The 19791-nt window shown below is 68.1% G+C and carries 15 protein-coding genes and 1 tRNA gene; 9 read left to right on the forward strand and 7 right to left on the reverse strand.

What is annotated here, in order from left to right; genetic code table 11:
* Positions 1-539 precede the first annotated feature (539 nt).
* From sbnA to MFF07_RS17975, 8 genes are all read left to right on the forward strand, one after another.
* Entirely contained in the window at positions 540-1559 is a 1020-nt protein-coding gene (gene sbnA, locus MFF07_RS17940; RefSeq protein WP_238232531.1) for a 2,3-diaminopropionate biosynthesis protein SbnA, read from the forward strand.
* Between the two features lie 105 nt (positions 1560-1664).
* Positions 1665-2675 carry a 2,3-diaminopropionate biosynthesis protein SbnB gene (gene sbnB / locus MFF07_RS17945; RefSeq protein ID WP_147818183.1) on the forward strand — a complete coding sequence of 337 codons (1011 nt, stop codon included), beginning with the start codon at positions 1665-1667 and terminating at the stop codon, positions 2673-2675.
* Positions 2676-2700: 25 nt separating this feature from the next.
* Positions 2701-4449, forward strand: coding sequence for an IucA/IucC family protein (locus MFF07_RS17950; protein ID WP_238232532.1), 1749 nt, complete (start codon positions 2701-2703; stop codon positions 4447-4449).
* The gene (locus MFF07_RS17955) at positions 4446-5636 is read left to right on the forward strand and encodes an MFS transporter (RefSeq protein ID WP_147818185.1); all 1191 of its coding nucleotides are present in this window, start codon (positions 4446-4448) and stop codon (positions 5634-5636) included. Before MFF07_RS17950 ends, MFF07_RS17955 begins: the two co-directional genes overlap by 4 nt.
* Complete coding sequence (locus tag MFF07_RS17960; RefSeq protein ID WP_238232533.1) at positions 5633-9082, forward strand: IucA/IucC family protein; 3450 nt, start codon at positions 5633-5635, stop codon at positions 9080-9082. Before MFF07_RS17955 ends, MFF07_RS17960 begins: the two co-directional genes overlap by 4 nt.
* Positions 9079-9861: an HpcH/HpaI aldolase family protein gene (locus MFF07_RS17965; RefSeq protein WP_147818187.1), complete on the forward strand. Its 783-nt coding sequence runs from the start codon at positions 9079-9081 to the stop codon at positions 9859-9861. The genes MFF07_RS17960 and MFF07_RS17965 overlap by 4 nt, the downstream gene beginning before the upstream one ends.
* Positions 9858-11072, forward strand: coding sequence for a type III PLP-dependent enzyme (locus MFF07_RS17970; protein ID WP_147818188.1), 1215 nt, complete (start codon positions 9858-9860; stop codon positions 11070-11072). Before MFF07_RS17965 ends, MFF07_RS17970 begins: the two co-directional genes overlap by 4 nt.
* Positions 11069-11455: a ParB N-terminal domain-containing protein gene (locus tag MFF07_RS17975; RefSeq protein WP_147818189.1), complete on the forward strand. Its 387-nt coding sequence runs from the start codon at positions 11069-11071 to the stop codon at positions 11453-11455. Before MFF07_RS17970 ends, MFF07_RS17975 begins: the two co-directional genes overlap by 4 nt.
* Positions 11456-11705: 250 nt before the next feature.
* On the opposite strand, the gene MFF07_RS17980 is transcribed toward MFF07_RS17975, so the two are convergent.
* Positions 11706-12578 (reverse strand): GGDEF domain-containing protein, encoded by an 873-nt coding sequence (locus tag MFF07_RS17980; protein ID WP_238232534.1) that lies wholly within the window; start codon positions 12576-12578, stop codon positions 11706-11708.
* A gap of 724 nt (positions 12579-13302) precedes the next feature.
* Between MFF07_RS17980 and MFF07_RS17985 the strand changes: the two genes are divergently transcribed.
* A complete protein-coding gene (locus tag MFF07_RS17985) occupies positions 13303-13992 on the forward strand; it encodes an OmpW/AlkL family protein (RefSeq protein ID WP_147818191.1) in 690 nt (229 codons plus the stop codon).
* Between the two features lie 363 nt (positions 13993-14355).
* Here MFF07_RS17985 and MFF07_RS17990 read toward each other — a convergent pair.
* The 6 genes from MFF07_RS17990 to MFF07_RS18015 all read right to left on the reverse strand — a co-directional run bounded on the left by MFF07_RS17990 (position 14356) and on the right by MFF07_RS18015 (position 19736).
* Positions 14356-14432, reverse strand: a tRNA-Arg gene (locus MFF07_RS17990).
* 244 nt (positions 14433-14676) lie between these two features.
* On the reverse strand, positions 14677-16077 hold the full coding sequence (locus MFF07_RS17995; RefSeq protein ID WP_147818192.1) for an NAD(P)(+) transhydrogenase (Re/Si-specific) subunit beta: 1401 nt from the start codon (positions 16075-16077) through the stop codon (positions 14677-14679).
* A 4-nt stretch (positions 16078-16081) separates the two neighbouring features.
* Positions 16082-16531, reverse strand: coding sequence for a proton-translocating transhydrogenase family protein (locus tag MFF07_RS18000; protein WP_238232535.1), 450 nt, complete (start codon positions 16529-16531; stop codon positions 16082-16084).
* Between the two features lie 2 nt (positions 16532-16533).
* Positions 16534-17820 carry a Re/Si-specific NAD(P)(+) transhydrogenase subunit alpha gene (locus MFF07_RS18005; RefSeq protein WP_147818194.1) on the reverse strand — a complete coding sequence of 429 codons (1287 nt, stop codon included), beginning with the start codon at positions 17818-17820 and terminating at the stop codon, positions 16534-16536.
* Between the two features lie 139 nt (positions 17821-17959).
* Positions 17960-18253, reverse strand: a complete 294-nt coding sequence (locus MFF07_RS18010; protein ID WP_147818195.1) for an aa3-type cytochrome c oxidase subunit IV — start codon at positions 18251-18253, stop codon at positions 17960-17962.
* A gap of 115 nt (positions 18254-18368) precedes the next feature.
* Positions 18369-19736: an ABC1 kinase family protein gene (locus MFF07_RS18015; RefSeq protein WP_147818196.1), complete on the reverse strand. Its 1368-nt coding sequence runs from the start codon at positions 19734-19736 to the stop codon at positions 18369-18371.
* Positions 19737-19791: the final 55 nt, after the last annotated feature.

The following is a 19791-nucleotide window of genomic DNA, read 5'->3' on the forward strand; positions in this document are numbered from 1 at the left end:
CGTCATAAACAACAATCCACCGCCTCAGACGCGAACAAATATAGAACTACATATAATACAGTATTATAACGTCTGTACACGAGTCCGTGATGCTATCTACCGGGTCCATTCACACGCCTGCAAGCTATGGGGCAGTGACGGCTGACGGTTTGCGCGATCCGTGATCTAAGAGACACAAGGTTGTTCTGTTCTAATTCCAAACATTGATTTTTCGTATAGAACGCAACCATTCCCGCGAGCGTCATTTCTGGTCCTTGAGCGAAGCTGTTTCTCCTCGATCGAGGACGCGGTGGCGGGTATTTTTCATTCTTCGCCCTCCAGCAAGATCAAGATTTATCTGACAATTTTTCCATACGATAGAATGGTTCTATCGTATTTTCCAAGACGTGATCTTGGTCATTCATCCAGGTTCTTGATTTTTGCTTGTCAGCAGCTATGTCTTTGCCAAGCTGACGCGCCGGGAAATCTTTCCTGCTGCCGCCTATTGAGGCCGCATGGCGCCGGACAACTTCAGAGCCATTCCAAAAATGGAAGCAGCCATGACGACGAGCTCAGAAACGACGGTCGGCAGTACGCCGCTGGTTCGACTCGACCGGGCCTTTCCGCCCGATGCGGTTCCGGTCTTCGCCAAGCTCGAAATGTTGAATGTCGGCGGCAGCGTGAAGGATCGCACGGCTCATTACATGGTCGAGCAGGCGGTCAGGTCGGGCCGCATCACCGCCGGCAGCCATCTCGTCGAGAGTTCGTCGGGCAACCTCGCCATCGCTCTGGCGATGATCGCCCGGCAGCGTGGGCTGCGCTTCACGGCCGTCGTCGACCCAAACATCGCCCCCGCCAACCTCCGGCTGATCGAAGCGTATGGCGGACAGATCGATAGGGTCGAGGAGAAGGACGAGGAGGGCGGCTACCTGCACACCCGCGTGCGCCGCGTGAAACACCTCGCCGGGACGATTCCGGGCGCCGTCTGGCTCAACCAGTACGCCAACCCCGATAACTGGCGGGCACATTACGACGGGATCGGTACCGAGATCCTGCGCGAGATGCCGGCCGAGCCGAGCCACGTCGTCGCCGCGGTCTCGACCTGCGGCACGCTGATGGGTCTGGCGCGGCGCCTGCGCGAGCGCTGGCCGCGGATCGAGGTCGTCGCGGTCGACATGGAAGGCTCGGTCATCTTCGGCGCGCCCGGCGGCCGTCGCGACATCCCCGGGATCGGGGCGAGCCGCGTACCCGAACAGCTCTCGGAATCCGAGGTCGACGGCGTGATCTACGCGACGGACTGGGAAGCGGCGCTGGGCTGCCGCCGCCTCGTCGACAACCAGGGCATCTTGGCCGGCGGTTCTTCCGGCGCGGTCGTCGCCGCGATCGGCAAGCTGATCCCGCAACTGCCACGCGGCTCGCGCATCGTCACGCTGCTGCCGGATCGTGGCGAGCGCTACCTCGACACCGTCCACGACCGGAGCTGGCCCGAGCCGGAGCGGCGGCTGACGCGCTCATTCGCGGATTCCTATCACCGCGTCGCGAAGCGCCGCCCCGACGCCGCGAGACCCGCCGCGGCCTGACCGGCGGTCCAGATCCGACGCGAAACCCCGAGCGGCGCTGCTCGCACGGGGAGCGCCGTCCCATGCGCCGATCCATCGACCCCTCGTTACCAGAAGGCGAACGCCATGACCGCTCCGACTCTGCGCTACCTGTCGCGCTCCGACATCGCCGCCCTCGGCGGCGACCATTCCGACCTCTACATGGAGGCGATCGAGCACGGCCTCCGCCTGCATGCGGCCGGCGAGTTCGTGCAGCCGCTGAAGCCCTACCTGCGCAACCCGCGCGGCCGCCACATCGCCGACCGCATCATCGCCATGCCGGCCTGGATCGGCGGCGAGGCCCCCATCTCCGGCCTGAAGTGGATCGGCTCGAAGCACGACAACCCGTCCGCACGCGGGATGGAGCGGGCGAGCGCCGTGATGGTGCTGAACGATGCCGAGACGAACTTCCCCGTCGCGATCATGGAAGCGGGCCTGATCAGCGCCATGCGCACCGCCGCCGTCACGGGAATCGCCGTCCGGCACCTCGCGAAGGCCGGCTTCACGGATGCCTCCATCGTCGGCTGCGGCCCGATCGGCGAGCGGCAGGCGCGGATGCTGGCCGAACAGTTCCCAGGCCTCGAAAGCCTGCGTCTGTTCGACCTGCGCCGGGAGGCGGCCGAGGACCTCTCGGTGCGACTGCGCGACCGGTTCCCGCGGCTGCGCATCGCGATCGCCGAGACCGCCGAGGCGGCCGTGCGCGACGCGTCGGTCGTGATCACCTGCACCGTGACCGACACACCCTACCTGCCGTTCTCCTGGCTCTCGCGGGGGACTTTTTTGGCCAATGTCTCGATCATGGACGTGGAGAGGGAGGTTTTCCTGAAGTCCGACAAGGTCGTCGTCGACGATTGGGACCAATCGAACCGCGAGAAGAAGATCATCAACCTGCTCGTCGAGTCGGGGCAGTTCTCGCGCGAGACCCTGCATGCGGAACTCGGCGAGATCGTCGTCGGCAGAAAACCCGGCCGCGAGACCGACGACGAGGTCATCCTGCTGAACCCGATGGGCATGGCGATCGACGATGTCGCCTGCGCCGCCGCGATCCTGCGCCGCGCGGAGGCGAAGGGCGCCGGCACCGTTCTGCCGCTGTACTGACGGGCGGCGCGCCGTGACCGTACCGATGACGCGTCCGATCGGGCCGGAACTCCTTGCGGAGCTCTTCGACGCCTTTTGGATCGAGGACGTGGCGGGCTTTCGCAGTCGCGCGGTCCTGGGGCCGTGCTTCGCCGACGGCAGCCGCGACTACGCTCTGGCCCTCGGCGCCGCCCACCTGCGCGCGACCGTACGACCGGACGGCTGGAGACGCGGCGTCCGCCTCGCCGGGCCTGTCCGCTATGAAAGCGCCACGGCCGAGGACACCCTCGACGCGTCGGGCCTGCTCACCCGCGTGCTCTCGGCCGTACCGGACCTCTCTCCCGCCATCGCCGCGGGTACGATCGCGCGGCTGCACGGCATCGTCGGAGAGGCCGATCTCTGGGACACGACGGCCGCGGATGTGGACACCGACGCGCGGGCCGGGTTGCCGCTGGCTTTCGAGCGGCTCGCCGCCTGGCGCGACCGCCCGTTCCACCCGCTCGGCCGCTCACGGCACGGTCTGAGCCGGGAGGAGAGCGTCGCCTACGGCGCGGAAACTGGCCGCTACTTTCCGCTATCGTGGTGTGCGCTGTCGCGGGAGCACTGCGCGGCGTCGCCGCTGGCCGATCCCGGCGGGCCGGCATGCGTCCTCCTCGATGCCCCCCAGCGCATGATGCTCGACGCCGAACTCGCCGAGCGCGGCCTCGCCGCCTCGCACGTCGCCATCCCGTTGCATCCCTGGCAGGCCGCGCACGCCCTCGCCGAGCCGTTCGGTGCCGAGGCGCGCTCCGGCTGCCTCGTTCCTCTCGATTTCCAGGGTCCGCTCTGCGCGGCGACATCGTCGCTGCGGACGGTGGCGCTGCCGTCGCGTCCCGGCCTTCACCTCAAGCTGCCGCTCGACGTCCAGACGCTCGGCGTGCGTCGCCTGCTGCCGCCGCAATCCCTGCAGAACGGCCTGCACGGCGAAGCGCTGGTGGGGACGGCCATGCCGCGCGACCCCTGGCTCGCGCGCCACGTCCGCGTCGCCGACGAGACGGCATTCTGGCATTTCTCGGAAGGCGACGGCGACATCTACGCGGAACGCGGCGCCCTGCTCGGATGCCAGATCCGCCGCCTTCCGGACGAGGCCGGCGTGCCGGTGCCGCTCGCGAGCTTCGCCGTCGTGCCGCTCGGCGGTCTGCCGCCGGCCGTCCGCGCCGTGGCCGGAGACGATGCAGATCTGAATGAGCTTTTCGCCGGGATCGCCGACCTCGTCCTCGGCGCAGCCTTGCGCTGCGTCGCCCTGGGTTTCGTACCGGAGTTGCACGGCCAGAACGCGCTGCTGCTTTGCTCCGACGGTGCGCCGCGCCGCATCGTGCTGCGCGACCACGACACCGTGCGCACCGCGCCAGCCTGGCTCGCCGAAAGCGACCTGACCGTTCCGCCGTATCGCGTCACCGATCCGTTGCGGAATTCGCTGCTGCTGCGCCGGCCCGAGGATCTCCTCGCCTACGCCCAGACGCTGGCCGTCGACGTCGCCCTGCGCGCCGTCGCCGAGGCCTTCGCTGCTGCCGGGCAGGGATTCGGCCTGCACGCGGCGCGGCGTATTCTCGTCGCCACCTGCGAGCGCGTGCTCGCCGAGACCGACATGCCGGCCGCACGGCGGTCGTTCATCACGCGGATCCTGCTCGATACCGAAGAGGCGCCGTTCAAGCAGGTGCTCACGCCGCTCCTCACCGTCGAGACGGCGAACACCTCGATGCCGAGCCGGCTCGGCTCCGCGCCGAACCCGATCTTTCGCGGCGCACTGCAATGAGCGCCATCTCGCAGCCCCTGACAGCGGATGTCCGCACCGACCCGGTGCATCCGTACGATCTTCTCGCCCTCGTCGCCCTCCAGACGCTGGTGACGGCGGCGCCCCTGGCGCTGCTGCCGTTCCTCGGGATGCAGGTCGCCGGGATGAGCGATGCGCCGGCCTTCTGGACGGCGATGGCGCTGGCGGCACCGGCCGTGACGACCCTCACGCTCACGCCGGCTTGGGCACGGCTCGCCGTCTGGGTCTCGCTCCCCGGCCTGATCCTCTGGACCGGACTGCTCAGCGCCCTCAGCTGCGCGATGATTGCCTCCGCGACCCATCCGCTCGCTCTGGTGCTCGCCCGCCTCGTGCAGGGTGCAGCCGGCGGCGGCGTCGTGCTGGCCCTGGCCTTCCGGGAAGTGGGCCTCGACCCGGCGCGCGGCTACACCCGGATGCAGCAGGCCGTCTCGGCCGGCTGCCTGATCGGGCCGCTCGTCGGCGGCCTGGCCTTCGAACACGGCCGCTTCACGACGCTGATGCTCGCCTGCGGCGGCCTCGTCCTGGTGGCGAGCCTCGGGGCGGCGGCCCTGTGCCGTGGCATCTCCCTCGACGCGCCGGAGGGTAGCGCCGGCGGCAGGATCACCGGCTGGCCGGTCCTCGGCGCCGGCCTGCTCGGCAGTGCAGGAGCCTTCGCCTTCGTCGCCTTCTTCCCGACCTGGGCGACAGCAGCCGATCCGGCCATGTTCACGCCCGGGCTGATCGGCCTGCTGCACTCCTCGAGCTGGCTCGTGGCGCTGCTGGTCCTGCCGTTCTGGGCCCGCGGCATCGGCGCGCTCTCGCCGCTGACGGCGCTGGCCCTGTCGCTCGCCGGCTGCGCGCTGGCCTTCGCGGCGATCCCCCTCGGACTCGGACTCGTCGGGATCGCGGTACTCCGGCTGCTGCAGGGCGCCCTGTTCGCCGGACAGTCGCCGGCCCTGTTCGCCGCGGCGGAAGCGGCCGGCCCGAACCGCGTCGCCGCAATCGCCCACGTCCGGGCGAGCCTCACCCTCGGGCAGCTCGCCGGCCCCTTCGTCGCCGGGCTCGTCCTGGTGCCGTTCGGCCCGGCCGGAGCGATCTGGGCGGCGGCCGGGCTGTCGCTCGCCGGCGCCGTCTGGCTCGTCGTCGCCCACCATCCCATCCATCGAAAGAACCGGAGCCGCGCTGCATGACACGCGCCCTCGCCACATCGGACCGACCCGACCCGGTCGCGGCCGTCCACAAAGCGCATGCGATCGAGCGCCTGCTCAACACCTGGCTGCGCGAGTGCGCGGGCGGGGTCGCGCCGCGGGAGGGTGAGATCTGCGCGATTCCATTGGGCACCGATACCGTGACCGTACCCTGCCTGCGGTCTTCGCCGGGCGGCTTCCACGCATGGGGTGGCCCTCTCCGGCTGCGTCTGCAGGACGGGCGAACCGTACCGTGCGACGATCCCGGAGACCTGGCCCGGCGCATGGTCGATGCCCTCGCAGGCGAACCGAGCCCGATCCGCGAGACGGTGAAGCGGCGCATGCTCGACAGCCTCGACCGCTCCGCCGATCACATCCGGGCCTGCGCGCATCGGGCGCCCGACCTCACGCCGATCGGGCTCGAACAGAGCTTGTGGCACGGCCACCCGTTCCACCCGCTGGCAAAGAGCGTCGACGGCTTCTCGGAGGCCGACACGGAAGCCTACGGCCCGGAGCGCGGTGTCGGCTTCCGGCTGCGCTGGATCCTGGCCGATCCCGATCTCGTCATCGGGCTGTGGCGCGACCCGGGCGCCGAGGCCGCGACCCGGGAGGCACTGATTGCCCTGTCCGGCCTGCCACCGGAGACGATCGGCGATCGCGTCGTCCTACCGAGCCACCCCTGGCAGGCCGCGCGGCTCGAGACCGATCCGGCCTTCGCGGCGCTCGCCGCCGAGGGCCGGCTCGCGCTGACCGGCCCGAGCGGCGAGACGGTGCGGCCGACCTCGTCCGTGCGCACGGTCTTCGCGCCCGCGAGCAACCTGTTCCTCAAGCTGCCGATCGCGGCCCGCATCACCAACTTCGCCCGCACCAACAGCCGCGAGCATCTGGCGCGCAGCATTGCGGCCGCCCGCGCCTTCGCGGCAGTGCCGGAGGCTGTCGCCGAGGCGGGGCTCGACGTGCTGAGCGAGCGCGGCGCGCTGTTCCTCGATCATCCGCAGCTCGATGCGGTGACGGGCGTGCTCCTGCGCGAGGGGCCGTCCCGCGAAGCCTTCGTCGTCGCCGGCCTGCTGGAGCCCTCGCCCCGCGACGGCAGGCCGATCCTGGCGGCCCTCGGCTGCGCGCTGACCGGGGCCGACGAGGCCGCGGCCTGGATCCGCGCCTATGGACATGCCGTTCTGCTGCCGGTTCTGCGCCTGTTCGCGACGACCGGGATCAGCCTGGAGGCGCATGCGCAGAACAGCCTGCTGGCCTTCGATGCGCGGCCGGACGGCCGCCTGCCCGAACGTCTCGTCCTGCGCGACCTCGAAGGCGTCAGCATCGACGGGCATCGCTTCTCGGCGGTGGCGGGCGGCCTCGAACTCGATCCGGCGGTATACTACGCGGCCGACGAGGCGTGGCACCGGCTGCTCTACTACCTGATCGTCAACCAGGCCTCCCACGTCGTCGCGGTCGTGGCACGGGCGGCCGAAACCGGCGAAGCCGGCCTCTGGCAGGTCCTGTCGCGGACCCTCGCCGAGGCCGACGAAGCCCCCGAGACGGTCGCCTTGGTCTCACGGCTCCTCGACGCCGAGACGTTGCCCGCGAAAGCCAACCTCGCGAGTTGCCTCGCCGGGCGCGGCGAACGGCCCGCCTATGTCAGGCTCGCCAATCCGTTGCGCAGCTCGAAGGAGAACACCCGCCTGCACGTCGCGGGGGACGCAGCGTTGCGCGCCTGGAACGAGGCGGGCCAGCGCGTCGCCGTCCAGCTGCTCGGCGCATTGCTGCACGAGGCATTGTTGCCCGGCGCGATCCTGACCATGCAGGGCGAAGAGGAAAGCCTTCGCGTCGTGCTCACCGTCGCGGAGGGCGAACGAACCTACGTCGCCCGCGCGCGCCGGATGTGGGCCTACGGCCGCGTCCTCGTCGAGACCGGCAGCCTCACCACGGAGGGCGGCCCCGTCGGCGACGCCTCCGTCTTCCTCGCCGACCTCCTGCCGCACCTGCCCGGTACGGCGGAGGACCATGCGCGCTTCGCCGAAGAGTTGGCGCGCACCCAGGACAACCATGCCCGCGCCCTCGAACACGGTGCCGGCACGACCCTCCGAAACCTCGCCTACGACGAGTTGGAGGGCGCGTTGCCCGACGGGCATCGCTACCACCCCTGCTTCAAGTCGCGGATCGGCTTCTCGCCTGCCGACAACGCTGCCTACGGCCCGGAATTCGGTGCGGAGCTGCGCCCGGTCTGGATCGCCGCCCACCGTTCGATCTCGGCCGCGAGCGCCATCGGCGCCGACGGCAGCCAGGACGACGGCCTGCTGTCGCAAACCCTCGACGCCGCGACCCGGGCCGCCTTCGACACCCGCATCGCCGAACGCGGCGGCCGGCCGGACGCGTTCGTCCTGCTGCCGGTCCATCCGTGGCAGTGGGAGCACCTCGCCGACGGTGCGAGTGCGGCGGAGCGGCACGCAGGACGGCTGGTCGTCCTCGGCGAGGGACCGCACGTCTACGGCGCGCAGCAATCGATCCGCACCCTCGCCGACCGGACCGACTCCGCCGCGCCCTCGCTGAAGCTCTCGCTCTCGATCCGCAACACCTCGACGGCTCGCACGCTCGCACCGCACACGGTGCTCAACGCGCCGATCGTGAGCGCGTGGCTGCAGGAGATCGTCCGCGAGGACGCGTATCTGAGCGGATCGGGCACCGTGCTCCTCGCCGAGCGCATGGGGGCGGCGGTGACGATCGCGCCGCCCTGGGATCGGGCAGGCAGCTTGCGCGGTGCGCTCTCGGTGATCTGGCGCGACCCTATCGGCCCGCATCTCCAGGGCGACAGGGCCGTGCCGTTCACGGCTCTGACCCATCGCGACGGCGACGCGCCGTTCATCGCCGACTGGATCGCGCGCCATGGCGTCGAGCCCTGGCTCGACCGGCTGCTCACCGTGGCGATGCTGCCGGTGGTCCATCTGCTCGTCGCCAAGGGCGTCGCGCTGGAGAGCCACCAGCAGAACATGGTGCTGTTCCACCGCGACGGCTGGCCGACCCGGGTGGCGCTCAAGGATTTTCACGACGGCGTTCGGTTCGTGCCGAAGCTGCTGGCCTGCCGCCGGCCGAAGCTCGTGCCGACGCCGGCCGAGCACGCCCGCGTCAACGCCAACTCCTACGTCGAGGCGCGCGAGGTCGAGGATGTCCGCGACTTCATGGTCGACGCCCTGTTCGGTGTGAACCTGGCCGAGCTCGGCTGGTGCCTCGAACTCTGGTTCGGGTACGCCGAACAGCGATTCTGGGAGCGGGTCGTGACTGTTCTGCGCGACCATTGCGCGGCGTTCCCGGAGGCGCGCGAAGGCGTGCGGCGCTATCGGCTCGCCGCCGAGACCGTGGTGATCGAGGATCTCGCCCGCCGCCGTCTCGACCCGGCCGGTGCCCGCGGCCGCACCGTCGCCAACCCCCTCGCCGCTTTGGGAGACGGCCTGTGACGGCGCGCCTTCGCCTCAAGACGGCCCTCGATGCCGGCCGGCCGACCGGCGGCCTGTTCGTGTCGATTCCCGCCCCCGAGATCGTCGAGATCGCGGCGGTGGCGGGCTTCGACTTCGTCCTGATCGATTTGGAGCACACCCTCATCGACGGCGGCGCCCTCGAACAGCTCCTCGCCGCGGCCGACCGGGCCGGTTTGAGCGCCCTCGTGCGTGTGCCGAACGCGTCCTCCGAGCGCATCCTCCAGAGCCTCGATGCCGGCGCGGCCGGGATCGTGGTGCCGCGGGTCGACACCTTGGACCAGGCGGAGGCGGCGGTACGGAACGCGCGCTACGCGCCGCGCGGCGCACGGGGACTCAATGCCGGCCGCCTCGGCCGCTTCGGCGATTGCGACCTTGCGGATCTCGTCGCCCGGCTCGATCGCGAAACCCTGGTGATCGCGATGATCGAGACGCCGGCGGGGCTCGACGCCGCCGCGCGGATCGCCCGTGTCAACGGCCTCGACGGGCTGCTCTTCGGCGCCGCCGACTACTCGCAGGCGATCGGCCTGCCCTGGCAGACCGGCGCACCGGCCGTGATCGCGGCGGGAACCGCCCTCGCGCGGATCTGCCGGCAAGCCGGGATCCTCAACGTCGCCTTCGCGCGCACGGAGGCCGACGTCCCGCGGATGCTCGAAGAGGGCACCCTCGGAATCATCGCCGCCAACGACCGCGGTCTGTTGCGCCGGGCGCTGACCCAGGCGGACCGCGGCTGGCGCGCCGCCACCGGAGCCCAAGCATGACGCTGTTTCGCCCCACCGCCGAGCAGATCGCCGCGCTGACGCACGACGACCGTCCGGTCTGCGCATTCCTCTACGATCTCGACGCCCTGGTGCGGCAGGTCCGGTCGCTCGTGTCGGCGCTGCCGCCCGGGGCCGACTTCTTCTACGCCGTGAAGGCGAACAACGACCCGCGCGTGCTCAGGGCGCTCGCCCCCCATGTCGGCGGTTTCGAGGTCGCCTCCGCCGGCGAGGTCAGGCGGGTCCGCGCCGCGCTGGGCACGAGCGCGCGCATCATCATGGGCGGCCCGGCCCGCACCGAATCCGACGTGACCACGCTTCTCGCGCACGGCGTCGAGCGGCTCCACCTGGAGAGCATCCAGGCCATGCGGATCGCCAACGCCGTCGCCGATGCGACCGGCGCTGTTCTCCCGGTGCTGCTGCGGGTCAACCTCGCCGGTCCGGTCCCGGGCGCGACCCTGACCATGGGCGGGGCGGCGACGCAGTTCGGCATCGAGGAAGCCGCGATCCCCGACGCGATCACGGTCCTTCGCGATTGCCGGGCACTGCGTTTCGAGGGCTTTCACTTCCATACGGTCTCGAACAACCGCGACGCAGCCGGCCACGCCGCGCTCTGTGCCGCGGAACTCGCGCTGGCCCGCCGCTGGGCGGAGGAGCACGGCTTCGATCTGAAGCTGGTCAATCTCGGCGGGGGCTGGGGTGTCGACTATGCCGATCCGGACTGGCGCTTCGATGCGGCCGGGTTCGCACGCCTGCTCGCGCCGCATCTCGACGGCCGGACCCGCGTGCAGTTCGAGTGCGGCCGCATCGTCGCGGCCTACCATGGCGCCTATGTCTGCGAGATCGTCGACCTCAAGCACGCGCATGGCCGCGCCTTCGCGCTCCTGCGCGGCGGCACGCACCATTTCCGGCTACCGAGCTCCTGGGCGCACGACCATCCTTTCACGATCCAGCCGCACGAAGCCTGGAACCACGATTGGCCGCGGCCCGAGATCACGAACGCACCGCTCACCCTGGCCGGCGAGCTTTGCACGCCGAAGGACATCCTCGCCCGCGACGTCACGGTCCCGCGCGCCCGGATCGGCGATCGCGTCGTCTTCCTGATGGCCGGCGCCTACGGCTGGGACATCTCGCACCACGACTTCCTGTGCCACGCGCACCCGGAGCGGCTGTTCCTCACCGACGGCGCCATCGTCCCGGAGCGGGCGGCATGAACACGGACGAGATTCGCCTGATCTCCCCTCTCGACCTGCGACCGACGGAGGAGATCAGCCTGGGCCGCGTCCGCGAGGTCATCGCCATGATCGTCGCGCGGCAGGCCTGGACCCAGCCGATCTGCCTCGAACGGACGACGCTCGCCATTCTCGATGGGCACCACCGTCACGCCGCCGCGATCCAGCTCGGCCTCCGCCGGGTTCCGGTCCGCGTCTTCGCCTATGAGGCGGTGGAGTTGGCATCATGGCGCGCAGAGATTCATCCGACACGGGACGAGGTTCTCAGACGTGCTCGTGCGGGCGAACTCTACCCACCCAAGACGACGCGTCATTCGTTTGAGCAAAGTAATTTTCGAATAGATAGCTTGCAAGTCTTGATTTGATATATCCCGATTTAGCTTCCGCATATTTTTATGACAAATTGCAATATTTTAGAAACTTAGCGATAGATCACGACAACTATTTGCGCAAAATACACACTCTATATATAAAACTAATTTACAAATAAATGACTCCACGACGATCTTAGACGACACATTCTGCTTTTAAAAAATCCAAATACAGAATTCGACGGCAGATTTTCCTTTATACGGGCCTCCAAAACAGTTTAAAGCTCAGTTTCTAGATTATACCTCAGGCTGCCGAGGCGTTTTCACCAACCTGCCAAGCCGCGTGAAGATCGGCAAGGATTTCCTCGCCGCGACGCGCCTGGGCACCTTGTGACGAGGCGCGGGCCGGCCCGAAGCAGACCCTGTTGCGGCCGCCGGTCTTGGCACCATAGAGCGCGGCGTCGGCCCGTTGCGTGGCCTGCTCGAAGTCGCCGTCGCCCAGGTTGACCGTGGCGATACCGATGCTGACCGTCACCGCGAGCGAGCCGGCCCGGAGCGGAAACGGCTGCTCGGCGACGCTTGCCCTCAGCGACTCGGCAATGACGGCAAGCTCCTGCCGAGTAACCCCCGGCAGCACGACCAGGAATTCCTCCCCGCCCCAGCGGGTGATGATATCCGAAGCCCTCAAGACACCTCGCATCCGGTTCGCGAACGCGATCAGGACGAGGTCGCCGCTCTCGTGACCATGGCGATCGTTGATGGACTTGAAATGATCGATATCGGCGATGAGGAGGCCGGCCGGCATGTCTCCGCTGGGCACGTAGCGGTGGCGCAACGCCTCCTGCAGGCCGCGGCGATTGTAGAGGCCCGTGAGCGGGTCCGTCTCGGCGATCCGGACGAGGTTGCGGTTGGCCCGCTCCGCGGCCATGGCGACGTAGCCGAAATAGACGAAGACTCCGGCGACCTGATCGAGGATGAGAGAGGCGCGTGCGCTCTCCGCCGAGGCGATCGGTCTGTCGGTGCCGAGGAGCATGCCGATCGAGAGCACGAAGACCAGCGCGTAGAACCCGAAGGCCACGGCCTCGATGTACTGGGACCAGAGCCGTGCGGTTCCGGCCGTCCTGCGGACGGTCTCGTAAAACGCCAGGACCGCCACGATGAGGCAGCAGGCGAACACGGCAGCGAGGGCCAGCCAAGAGCATGGCCGGATACAGCAAGCCCGGCAGGGCACAGAGGAATACGCCGAGCCCGATATCGACCGGCCGTCCGAAGAAACTCCGGAAGCCCGTCCAGGATAGGACAAGGCTCGCACTGTAGAGCCAGTAGACCACAATCGTGACCGGAACGGACGGCAGGGTCTCCGGCGGAACGCCCATCATGATGAACGATCCGGCCATGGACGCGCCCATCGCCCCCATCCAATGCCACAGATAGGTCTGCCCACGCTGGCTCAGGGCCATCACGAGGAACACGATCACGTAGGCGCATCGACTTGCACCGCTGGCAAAATGGAGCGTGGCGAGGTCAAGCAACATAACGCACGGATCTCTTAAGCTGCCACCACCGACAGATACCTTGCAAACCCGATGTCTGTCGCCCTGCGCCGAAGCCAGACCTTCAAGGCAATCGTTTGTTAACGATACGGAATGTCTTGATGAAAGCTCTTTCTATCCATGAGCAGAGATGCGCCCGAATTTCTAATAATTCCCTAGCCCCACAGCGATAAACTCGAACAAAGCACCGTTAGTGAAATTGAGATTTTCGTAATATTCCCGCCATAGGTTTTGGTGAGGGGCGCACGAGAGGTAGCGCTTCTGGAACGGCCGAGCCGCCCGGGCGGCCGCTTCGCGTTTCGGGAACGCCGGCACGCCTGCGCGGAACGAACCTCTGAAAGCAGCCTCATGTCGAAGATCGACCCGTCTCGCATCGCACTCGTCGTCGGGCTCGTCGCGGGCTCGCTGGGATCCGCAGCATCGTGCGCGGCGGAACCGTCCGGTCCGGCGACAGCGGAATCGTTCTCGGCGGCGGACGGCCTGAAGGCGGGGGACTGGCTCGTGCACGGCCGGATCATCGGGATGATCCCGACGGAACGGACCTCCCGCATCGAGCTCATCGGCGGCCGGGTCGACACGCCCACCGCCGTTCTGCCCGACCTCGACGTGTCCTACTTCCTGACGGATCATCTCGCCGTCTCAGGACAGGCAGGGGCGATCCGCACCCGCCCGGTGATCCGGAACTCGCTGGCCGGCGACATCGCGATCGGATCGATCTGGAACGCGGCCGTCGCTGGCGTGGTGCGGTATCATTTCCTGCCGAATGCCCGGTTCAATCCCTACCTCGGCGTCGGCGCCAGCGCGACGACACCCATCGCGGTCTATCCGGCGAAGGGAATCCCGGCCTTCACGGTGAAGTCGCAGGCGAGTCCGCTGATCCAGGCCGGCTTCGATTATCACCTGACCGGCAACTGGTTCGGAAACGCGATGGTCAAGTACGTCTTCGTGCCGCCTGTCTCGTACGAGGTTGCGGGGGTCCAGGTGAAGGCCGACTTGAACATGCTCATCGTCGGAGCGGGGATCGGCTACCGCTTTTGAACTCGATTTTGCCGATCTGGCGGGCTGTCGAACCGGCCAAGGCCACGCGGCGGACGCTGCGATTTGGTTGGTGGCGTCCCCGCCAACGGACATCGCGCTTCTGCCCGCCCCGCGTGGGTCGTATCGCCTAAGCGTGGGGTAGCTGCGGCGGTGCCGCCAGGATCGCCTGCCGGCGCCGGGGCGATCAGGCTGCCGCTTCCCTCGGCCTGTCGCCGAGAGCTTCGATCGATGACGTCGGGCTGGTCGGATTCCGCTGCCGCAGCCCGATGCGATCGACGGGCCGTCGATGCCGCACCAAGCGGCTCAGTAGCCAGTTGGCACTTAAGCTGCCGTTTTTCGACGAGAAAAGAATAACGGAAAGAATGGCGCGCCCGAAAGGATTCGAACCTCTGACCCCCAGATTCGTAGTCTGGTGCTCTATCCAGCTGAGCTACGGGCGCGCAGTGATCGGGGAGCAGCGAGTGCCTCGCCCGTTCGTGGGGGGGTGTCTAAGTCCTTCGCTGCAGCTTGGCAAGCCGTTTTGGCGCGGTTTCCGACGTGATGGCGCCGGTGGCTCGGATGGTGGCACGGCCTGACGAAATGCAGAAGCCGCCGGCCCGATGCGATCGGGCCGGCGGCTTCCGGAAGTGTCGTCGGCGGGGCGGCAGGCCGGCACTCGGCGCAGGTGCGCCGCCCCCCCTGTCGTCACATGTTCTTCAGGATCGAATCGACCATCTTCTTGGCGTCGCCGAAGAGCATCAGCGTGTTGTCGCGGAAGAACAGCTCGTTCTCGACGCCGGCATAGCCGGAGCCCATGCCACGCTTGAGGAAGAGCACCTGCTTGGCGTTCTCCACGTCCAGCACCGGCATGCCGTAGATCGGCGAGGTCTTGTCGGTCTTGGCCGCCGGGTTGGTGACGTCGTTGGCGCCGATGACGAAGGCGACGTCCGTATCCCGGAATTCGCTGTTGATGTCCTCGAGCTCGAAGACCTCGTCGTAGGGCACGTTGGCCTCGGCGAGCAGCACGTTCATGTGGCCGGGCATGCGGCCCGCGACCGGATGGATCGCGTACTTGACCTCGATGCCCTCCTTCTTGAGCATGTCGGCCATCTCGCGCAGGCTGTGCTGCGCCTGGGCCACCGCCATGCCGTAGCCCGGGACGATGATGACGCGCTCGGCGTTCTTCAGAAGGTAGGCCGCGTCGTCGGCCGAGCCCTGCTTGACCGGGCGCTGCTCGGCCCCACCTGCCCCGCCGCCGCCGGCAGTCTCACCGCCGAAGCCGCCGAGGATGACCGAGATGAACGATCGGTTCATCGCGTGACACATGATGTAGGACAGGATCGCGCCCGACGAGCCGACCAGCGCGCCGGTGATGATCAGCGCGAGGTTGCCCAGCGTGAAGCCGATGCCGGCGGCCGCCCAGCCCGAGTAGGAGTTCAGCATCGAGATGACGACCGGCATGTCGGCGCCGCCGATCGGCACGATGAGCAGCCCGCCGAGCGTCAGCGACACCAGCACGATCAGCCAGAACACCAGCTTGCTCTCGCCGCCGATGAACAGGCCGAGCAGCACCACCAGCAGGACGGCGAGCCCGATATTGATCAGGTGCCGCTGCGGCAGGATGATCGGCTTGCCGGACATGCGGCCCGACAGCTTGGCGAAGGCGATGACCGAGCCGGTGAAGGTGATCGCACCGATGGCGACGCCGAGCCCCATCTCGAACAGCGACTGCCCGTGGATGTGGCCGTTCTCGACGATGCCGAAGGCCTGTGGCGCATAGAGTGCGCCGGCTGCGACGAACACCGCCGCCATGCCGACCAGCGAGTGGAAGGCGGCGACGAGCTCCGGCATCGCCGTCATCGGCACCCGCTTGGCGATCAGCGCGCCGAGGCCGCCGCCGATGCCGAGACCGAGCAGGACCAGGAACCAGGCGCCGATGCCCGAGGGCGGATGGCCGACCAGGGTGGTGAGCACGGCGAGCCCCATGCCCACCATGCCGTAGAGGTTACCCTGGCGGGAGGTGGTGGGGTGCGAGAGCCCCCGCAGCGCCATGATGAACAGGACGCCGGCGACGATATAGAGAAGGGAGGAGATGTTCTCGGACATCGTCTCAAGCCTTCTTCTTGTACATGCCGAGCATGCGTTGGGTGACGAGGAAGCCGCCGAAGATGTTCACGCTGGCGAGCACGATACCGATGAAGCCGAAGAAACGGGCCCAGCCGGTGCCGTGCTCGATCAACGGGACGCCGACGGCGAGGATCGCGCCGACGATGATGACGGAGGAAATCGCGTTGGTCACGGACATCAGCGGCGTGTGCAGCGCCGGGGTCACCGACCAGACCACGTAGTAGCCGACGAAGATCGCGAGCACGAAGATCGCGAGGCGAAACACGGTCGGGTCGACGGCGCCGTGCGTCACGGCTGCGGCGCCGTGGCCGAGGCCGTCGGCGATGCTCTGGGCGTAGTCGGCGTTCTGCCGGGCGATGTCCGCGGCCGCGCGGGCCGCGGCCGCCGCCGCCTGGGCCTGGTCGGCCGCCGCGCTTGGAGGAAGGGTGGCCATGCTTATTTCTCCCCGTCCTTGGTCGCGGTCGCAGACGTCTCGAGCCCCTTGGTGTCGAGACCTTTGGCGTCGGGCAGCTTGGCTTCGTTCGAAGCCGCAGATTCCTCGGACTTCACGTCCTCGGGCTTCGGCGTGTCCGATTTCGGCGGCTCGGCCTTGCCCTTGAAGGCGTCGTGGACGACCGCGCCGTCGCGGGTGAGGTTCGTCGCCTTGACGAGCTCGTCGTCCCACTTGATCGCGAGCTGCTTCGACTCTTTGTCGATCAGCGTCTCGACGAAGGCGTAGAGGTTCTTGGCGTAGAGGCCGGAGGCGGTGGCGGCGAGGCGGCCCGGAACGTTGGCGTGGCCGACGATCTTGACGCCGTTCTCGGTGACGACGACCTCGCCGAGCTTCGAGCCCTCGACGTTGCCGCCGCGCTCCACCGCGAGGTCGACGATGACCGAGCCCGGCTTCATCGAATCGACCATGGCCTTGGAGAGCAGCTTCGGCGCCGGGCGGCCGGGGATCAGCGCCGTGGTGATGACGATGTCCTGTTTGGCGATGTGGGTCGCCACCAGCTCCGCCTGCTTCTTCTGGTATTCGGCCGACATCTCCTTGGCGTAGCCGCCCGAGGTCTCGGCCTGCTTGAACTCCTCGTCCTCGACCGCGACGAACTTGCCGCCGAGGGAGGCGACCTGCTCCTTCACCGCCGGGCGCACGTCGGTGGCCGAGACCACGGCGCCGAGGCGCTTGGCCGTGGCGATCGCCTGCAGGCCGGCGACGCCGACACCCATGATGAAGGCCTTGGCCGCGGGCACCGTGCCGGCGGCGGTCATCATCATCGGCAGCGCCTTGCCGAATTCGGCGGAGGCATCGATCACCGCGCGGTAGCCGGCGAGGTTGGCTTGGGAGGACAGCACGTCCATCACCTGGGCGCGGGTGATGCGGGGCATCAGCTCCATCGCGAAGGCGGAGATGCCGGCATCGGCCATCGCCTTCACCTCGGCCTCGCGGCCGTAGGGATCCATGATCGCGACGACGACGGCGCCGCTCTTGAGGGTTTTCAGTTCGTCCGCGTCGGGGCGGCGGACCTTGAGGACGATGTCGGCGTCCCTGACGGCCTCGTCGGCCGATCCGGCGATCGTGGCGCCGGCATCCTCGTAGTCCTTGTCGGTGATCCCGGCATCCTTGCCGGCGCCGGACTGGACCGCGACCTCGGCGCCGAGGGCCACGTATTTCTTGACCATGTCGGGGACGGTCGCCACCCGGGGTTCCCCCGGATCCGATTCCGTCAAGACGCCGATGCGCATTCAAGAGCTCCCGTTCTTACAACGACCCGTCGGGGGCGCCGGTATCCGAGCCAATATGATGTGTTCGCCTGTGCGGGCCGCCCCGCCGGATACCTCGATCGCGACCCGTGTCAGGATTTTCGGAGATGTGGTCGAAAGCTTAGCCGAAGGCCAGCACCAGCAAGAGCAGCACCAGCACCACGGTCGGGGCCTTCCAGCCGATTGACGGAACGAAGGAGCCGATGGCGGCGGCGACCCACGACAGCAGGACGCCGGCGATGGCGGTCAGCCAAGCCTCACGAACGCCGCCGACGGCGAGGGCGAGGACCCAGCACAGCACGGTCACGGAGCCGATTTCGACGAATTTCACGAAGCCGCGATAGGTCTGTTCGTGCGTCTTCTCGTCCATCGCCGGGCTGTAGCTCACACCGGACAAGGTCTTCGTATCGGCCATCGCGTGCCCGTTCCCTCAAACTCGTCTTGTTCTGGTCCAGCGCGGATTTAGCGCATGGGCCTGCCAGCGGCAATCGGCTTGGCCGTCCGGCAAACGATTGATCCGAGGAATTTTCTCAGGCCGGGGCCTTGAGGCCGACCGCGTCGAGCGCCGTCTTCTGCCGTGCGCCGAGGGATTCGAGGGAGAAGTGCTCGATCTCGGCCTCGAACAGGCGGTGGTAGTTCAGCTCGGAGCGCAGGTGCAGGAACACGGCGCCCAGGCCTACCGCGGCGCGGTCCATGAAGACGAATTCCTGCGGCACCGTCACCGGCCCGTGCTCCTTCAACGCCTGATGCACCGAGAAGGCCTCGCGGCGGCCGTAGGCGCCGGGCTTCACCCCGTCGGCCACCGTGCGGGTCCGGTCCTCCAGCAGCGGCCCGTAGATGAAGCGCGCCCAGATGTTGAGGATGTCGATGGTCTTGCGGTCGAGCCGCTTGAAGCCCCAGACCTCGTAGGCGTGGACCACGCGGTCGTGGTCGCCCTGCTGCAAGCCGCGATAGAGGTCGACCACGCCGCCGACGAAGCGCGGATGGAAGATCCGCACGCAGCCGTAATCGAGCAGGTTGATGCCCTGCGCCTCCCTGTCTCCTTGGCCGCCTTCCGAGAAGACGGTGTAGTTGCCGAGATGCGGATCGCCGTGGATCACCGCGGCGCGGCTAAACGGGTGCCACCACGCCTTGAACATCGCCTGCGCGATCCGATTGCGGATCTCCACCGGCGCCTCGGCGAAGGACAGGATCCGCTCGCCGTCGAGCCAGCCGAGGGTCAGCAGGCGTTTGGTGGACAGGTCCGGGTGGACCTCCGGCACGCGTACCGCATCGACGTCCTTCAGCACGTTGCCATAGAGGCGGGCGTTCTGCGATTCCCGCTCGTAATCGAGTTCTTCGCGGATGCGTTCGCCGATCTCCTTCTTGATCTCGCTGGTGTCGAGCCAGGAGTTCATGCGCCGGTGCAGGGCGAAGGCGACGTCGAGCTGCTTGAGATCGGCCTCCACGGCGGATTGCATGTCCGGGTACTGAAGCTTGCAGGCCAGCGGCGCACCGTCGAGCGAGGTCGCCTTGTGGACCTGACCGAGGGAGGCCGCAGCGGCGGGCTTCAGGTCGAAATGCGAAAAGCGCGTCTGCCAGTCGGCTCCGAGTTCGGCCATCATCCGCCGTTTGACGAAGGCGGCGCCCATCGGCGGAGCGTCCGCCTGCAGCTTCTGCAATTCGGCGGCGTATTCGGGCGGGAGCAGGTCGGGGATGGTGGCGAGCAGCTGCGCCACCTTCATGATCGGTCCCTTGAGGCCGCCGAGCGCCTGGGCCAGGGCGGCGGGGTTGCTCTCGCCGCCGAACATCCGCGCCATCGCCATCCGCGCGGCGACGCCGCCCATATTCGCGCCGACATTGGCGTAGCGGCTCGCGCGGGCGGAGAAACGGTTGGCTTCGCGGTCGGATTCGGCCATCGGCTGGGTCTGTCTCGTGTCGCGGTTCGCTCACGAGATAAGCCGGGGCGGCGCC

Source organism: Methylobacterium thuringiense (genome assembly GCF_022179645.1).
In the GTDB taxonomy this organism is placed as follows: domain Bacteria; phylum Pseudomonadota; class Alphaproteobacteria; order Rhizobiales; family Beijerinckiaceae; genus Methylobacterium; species Methylobacterium thuringiense.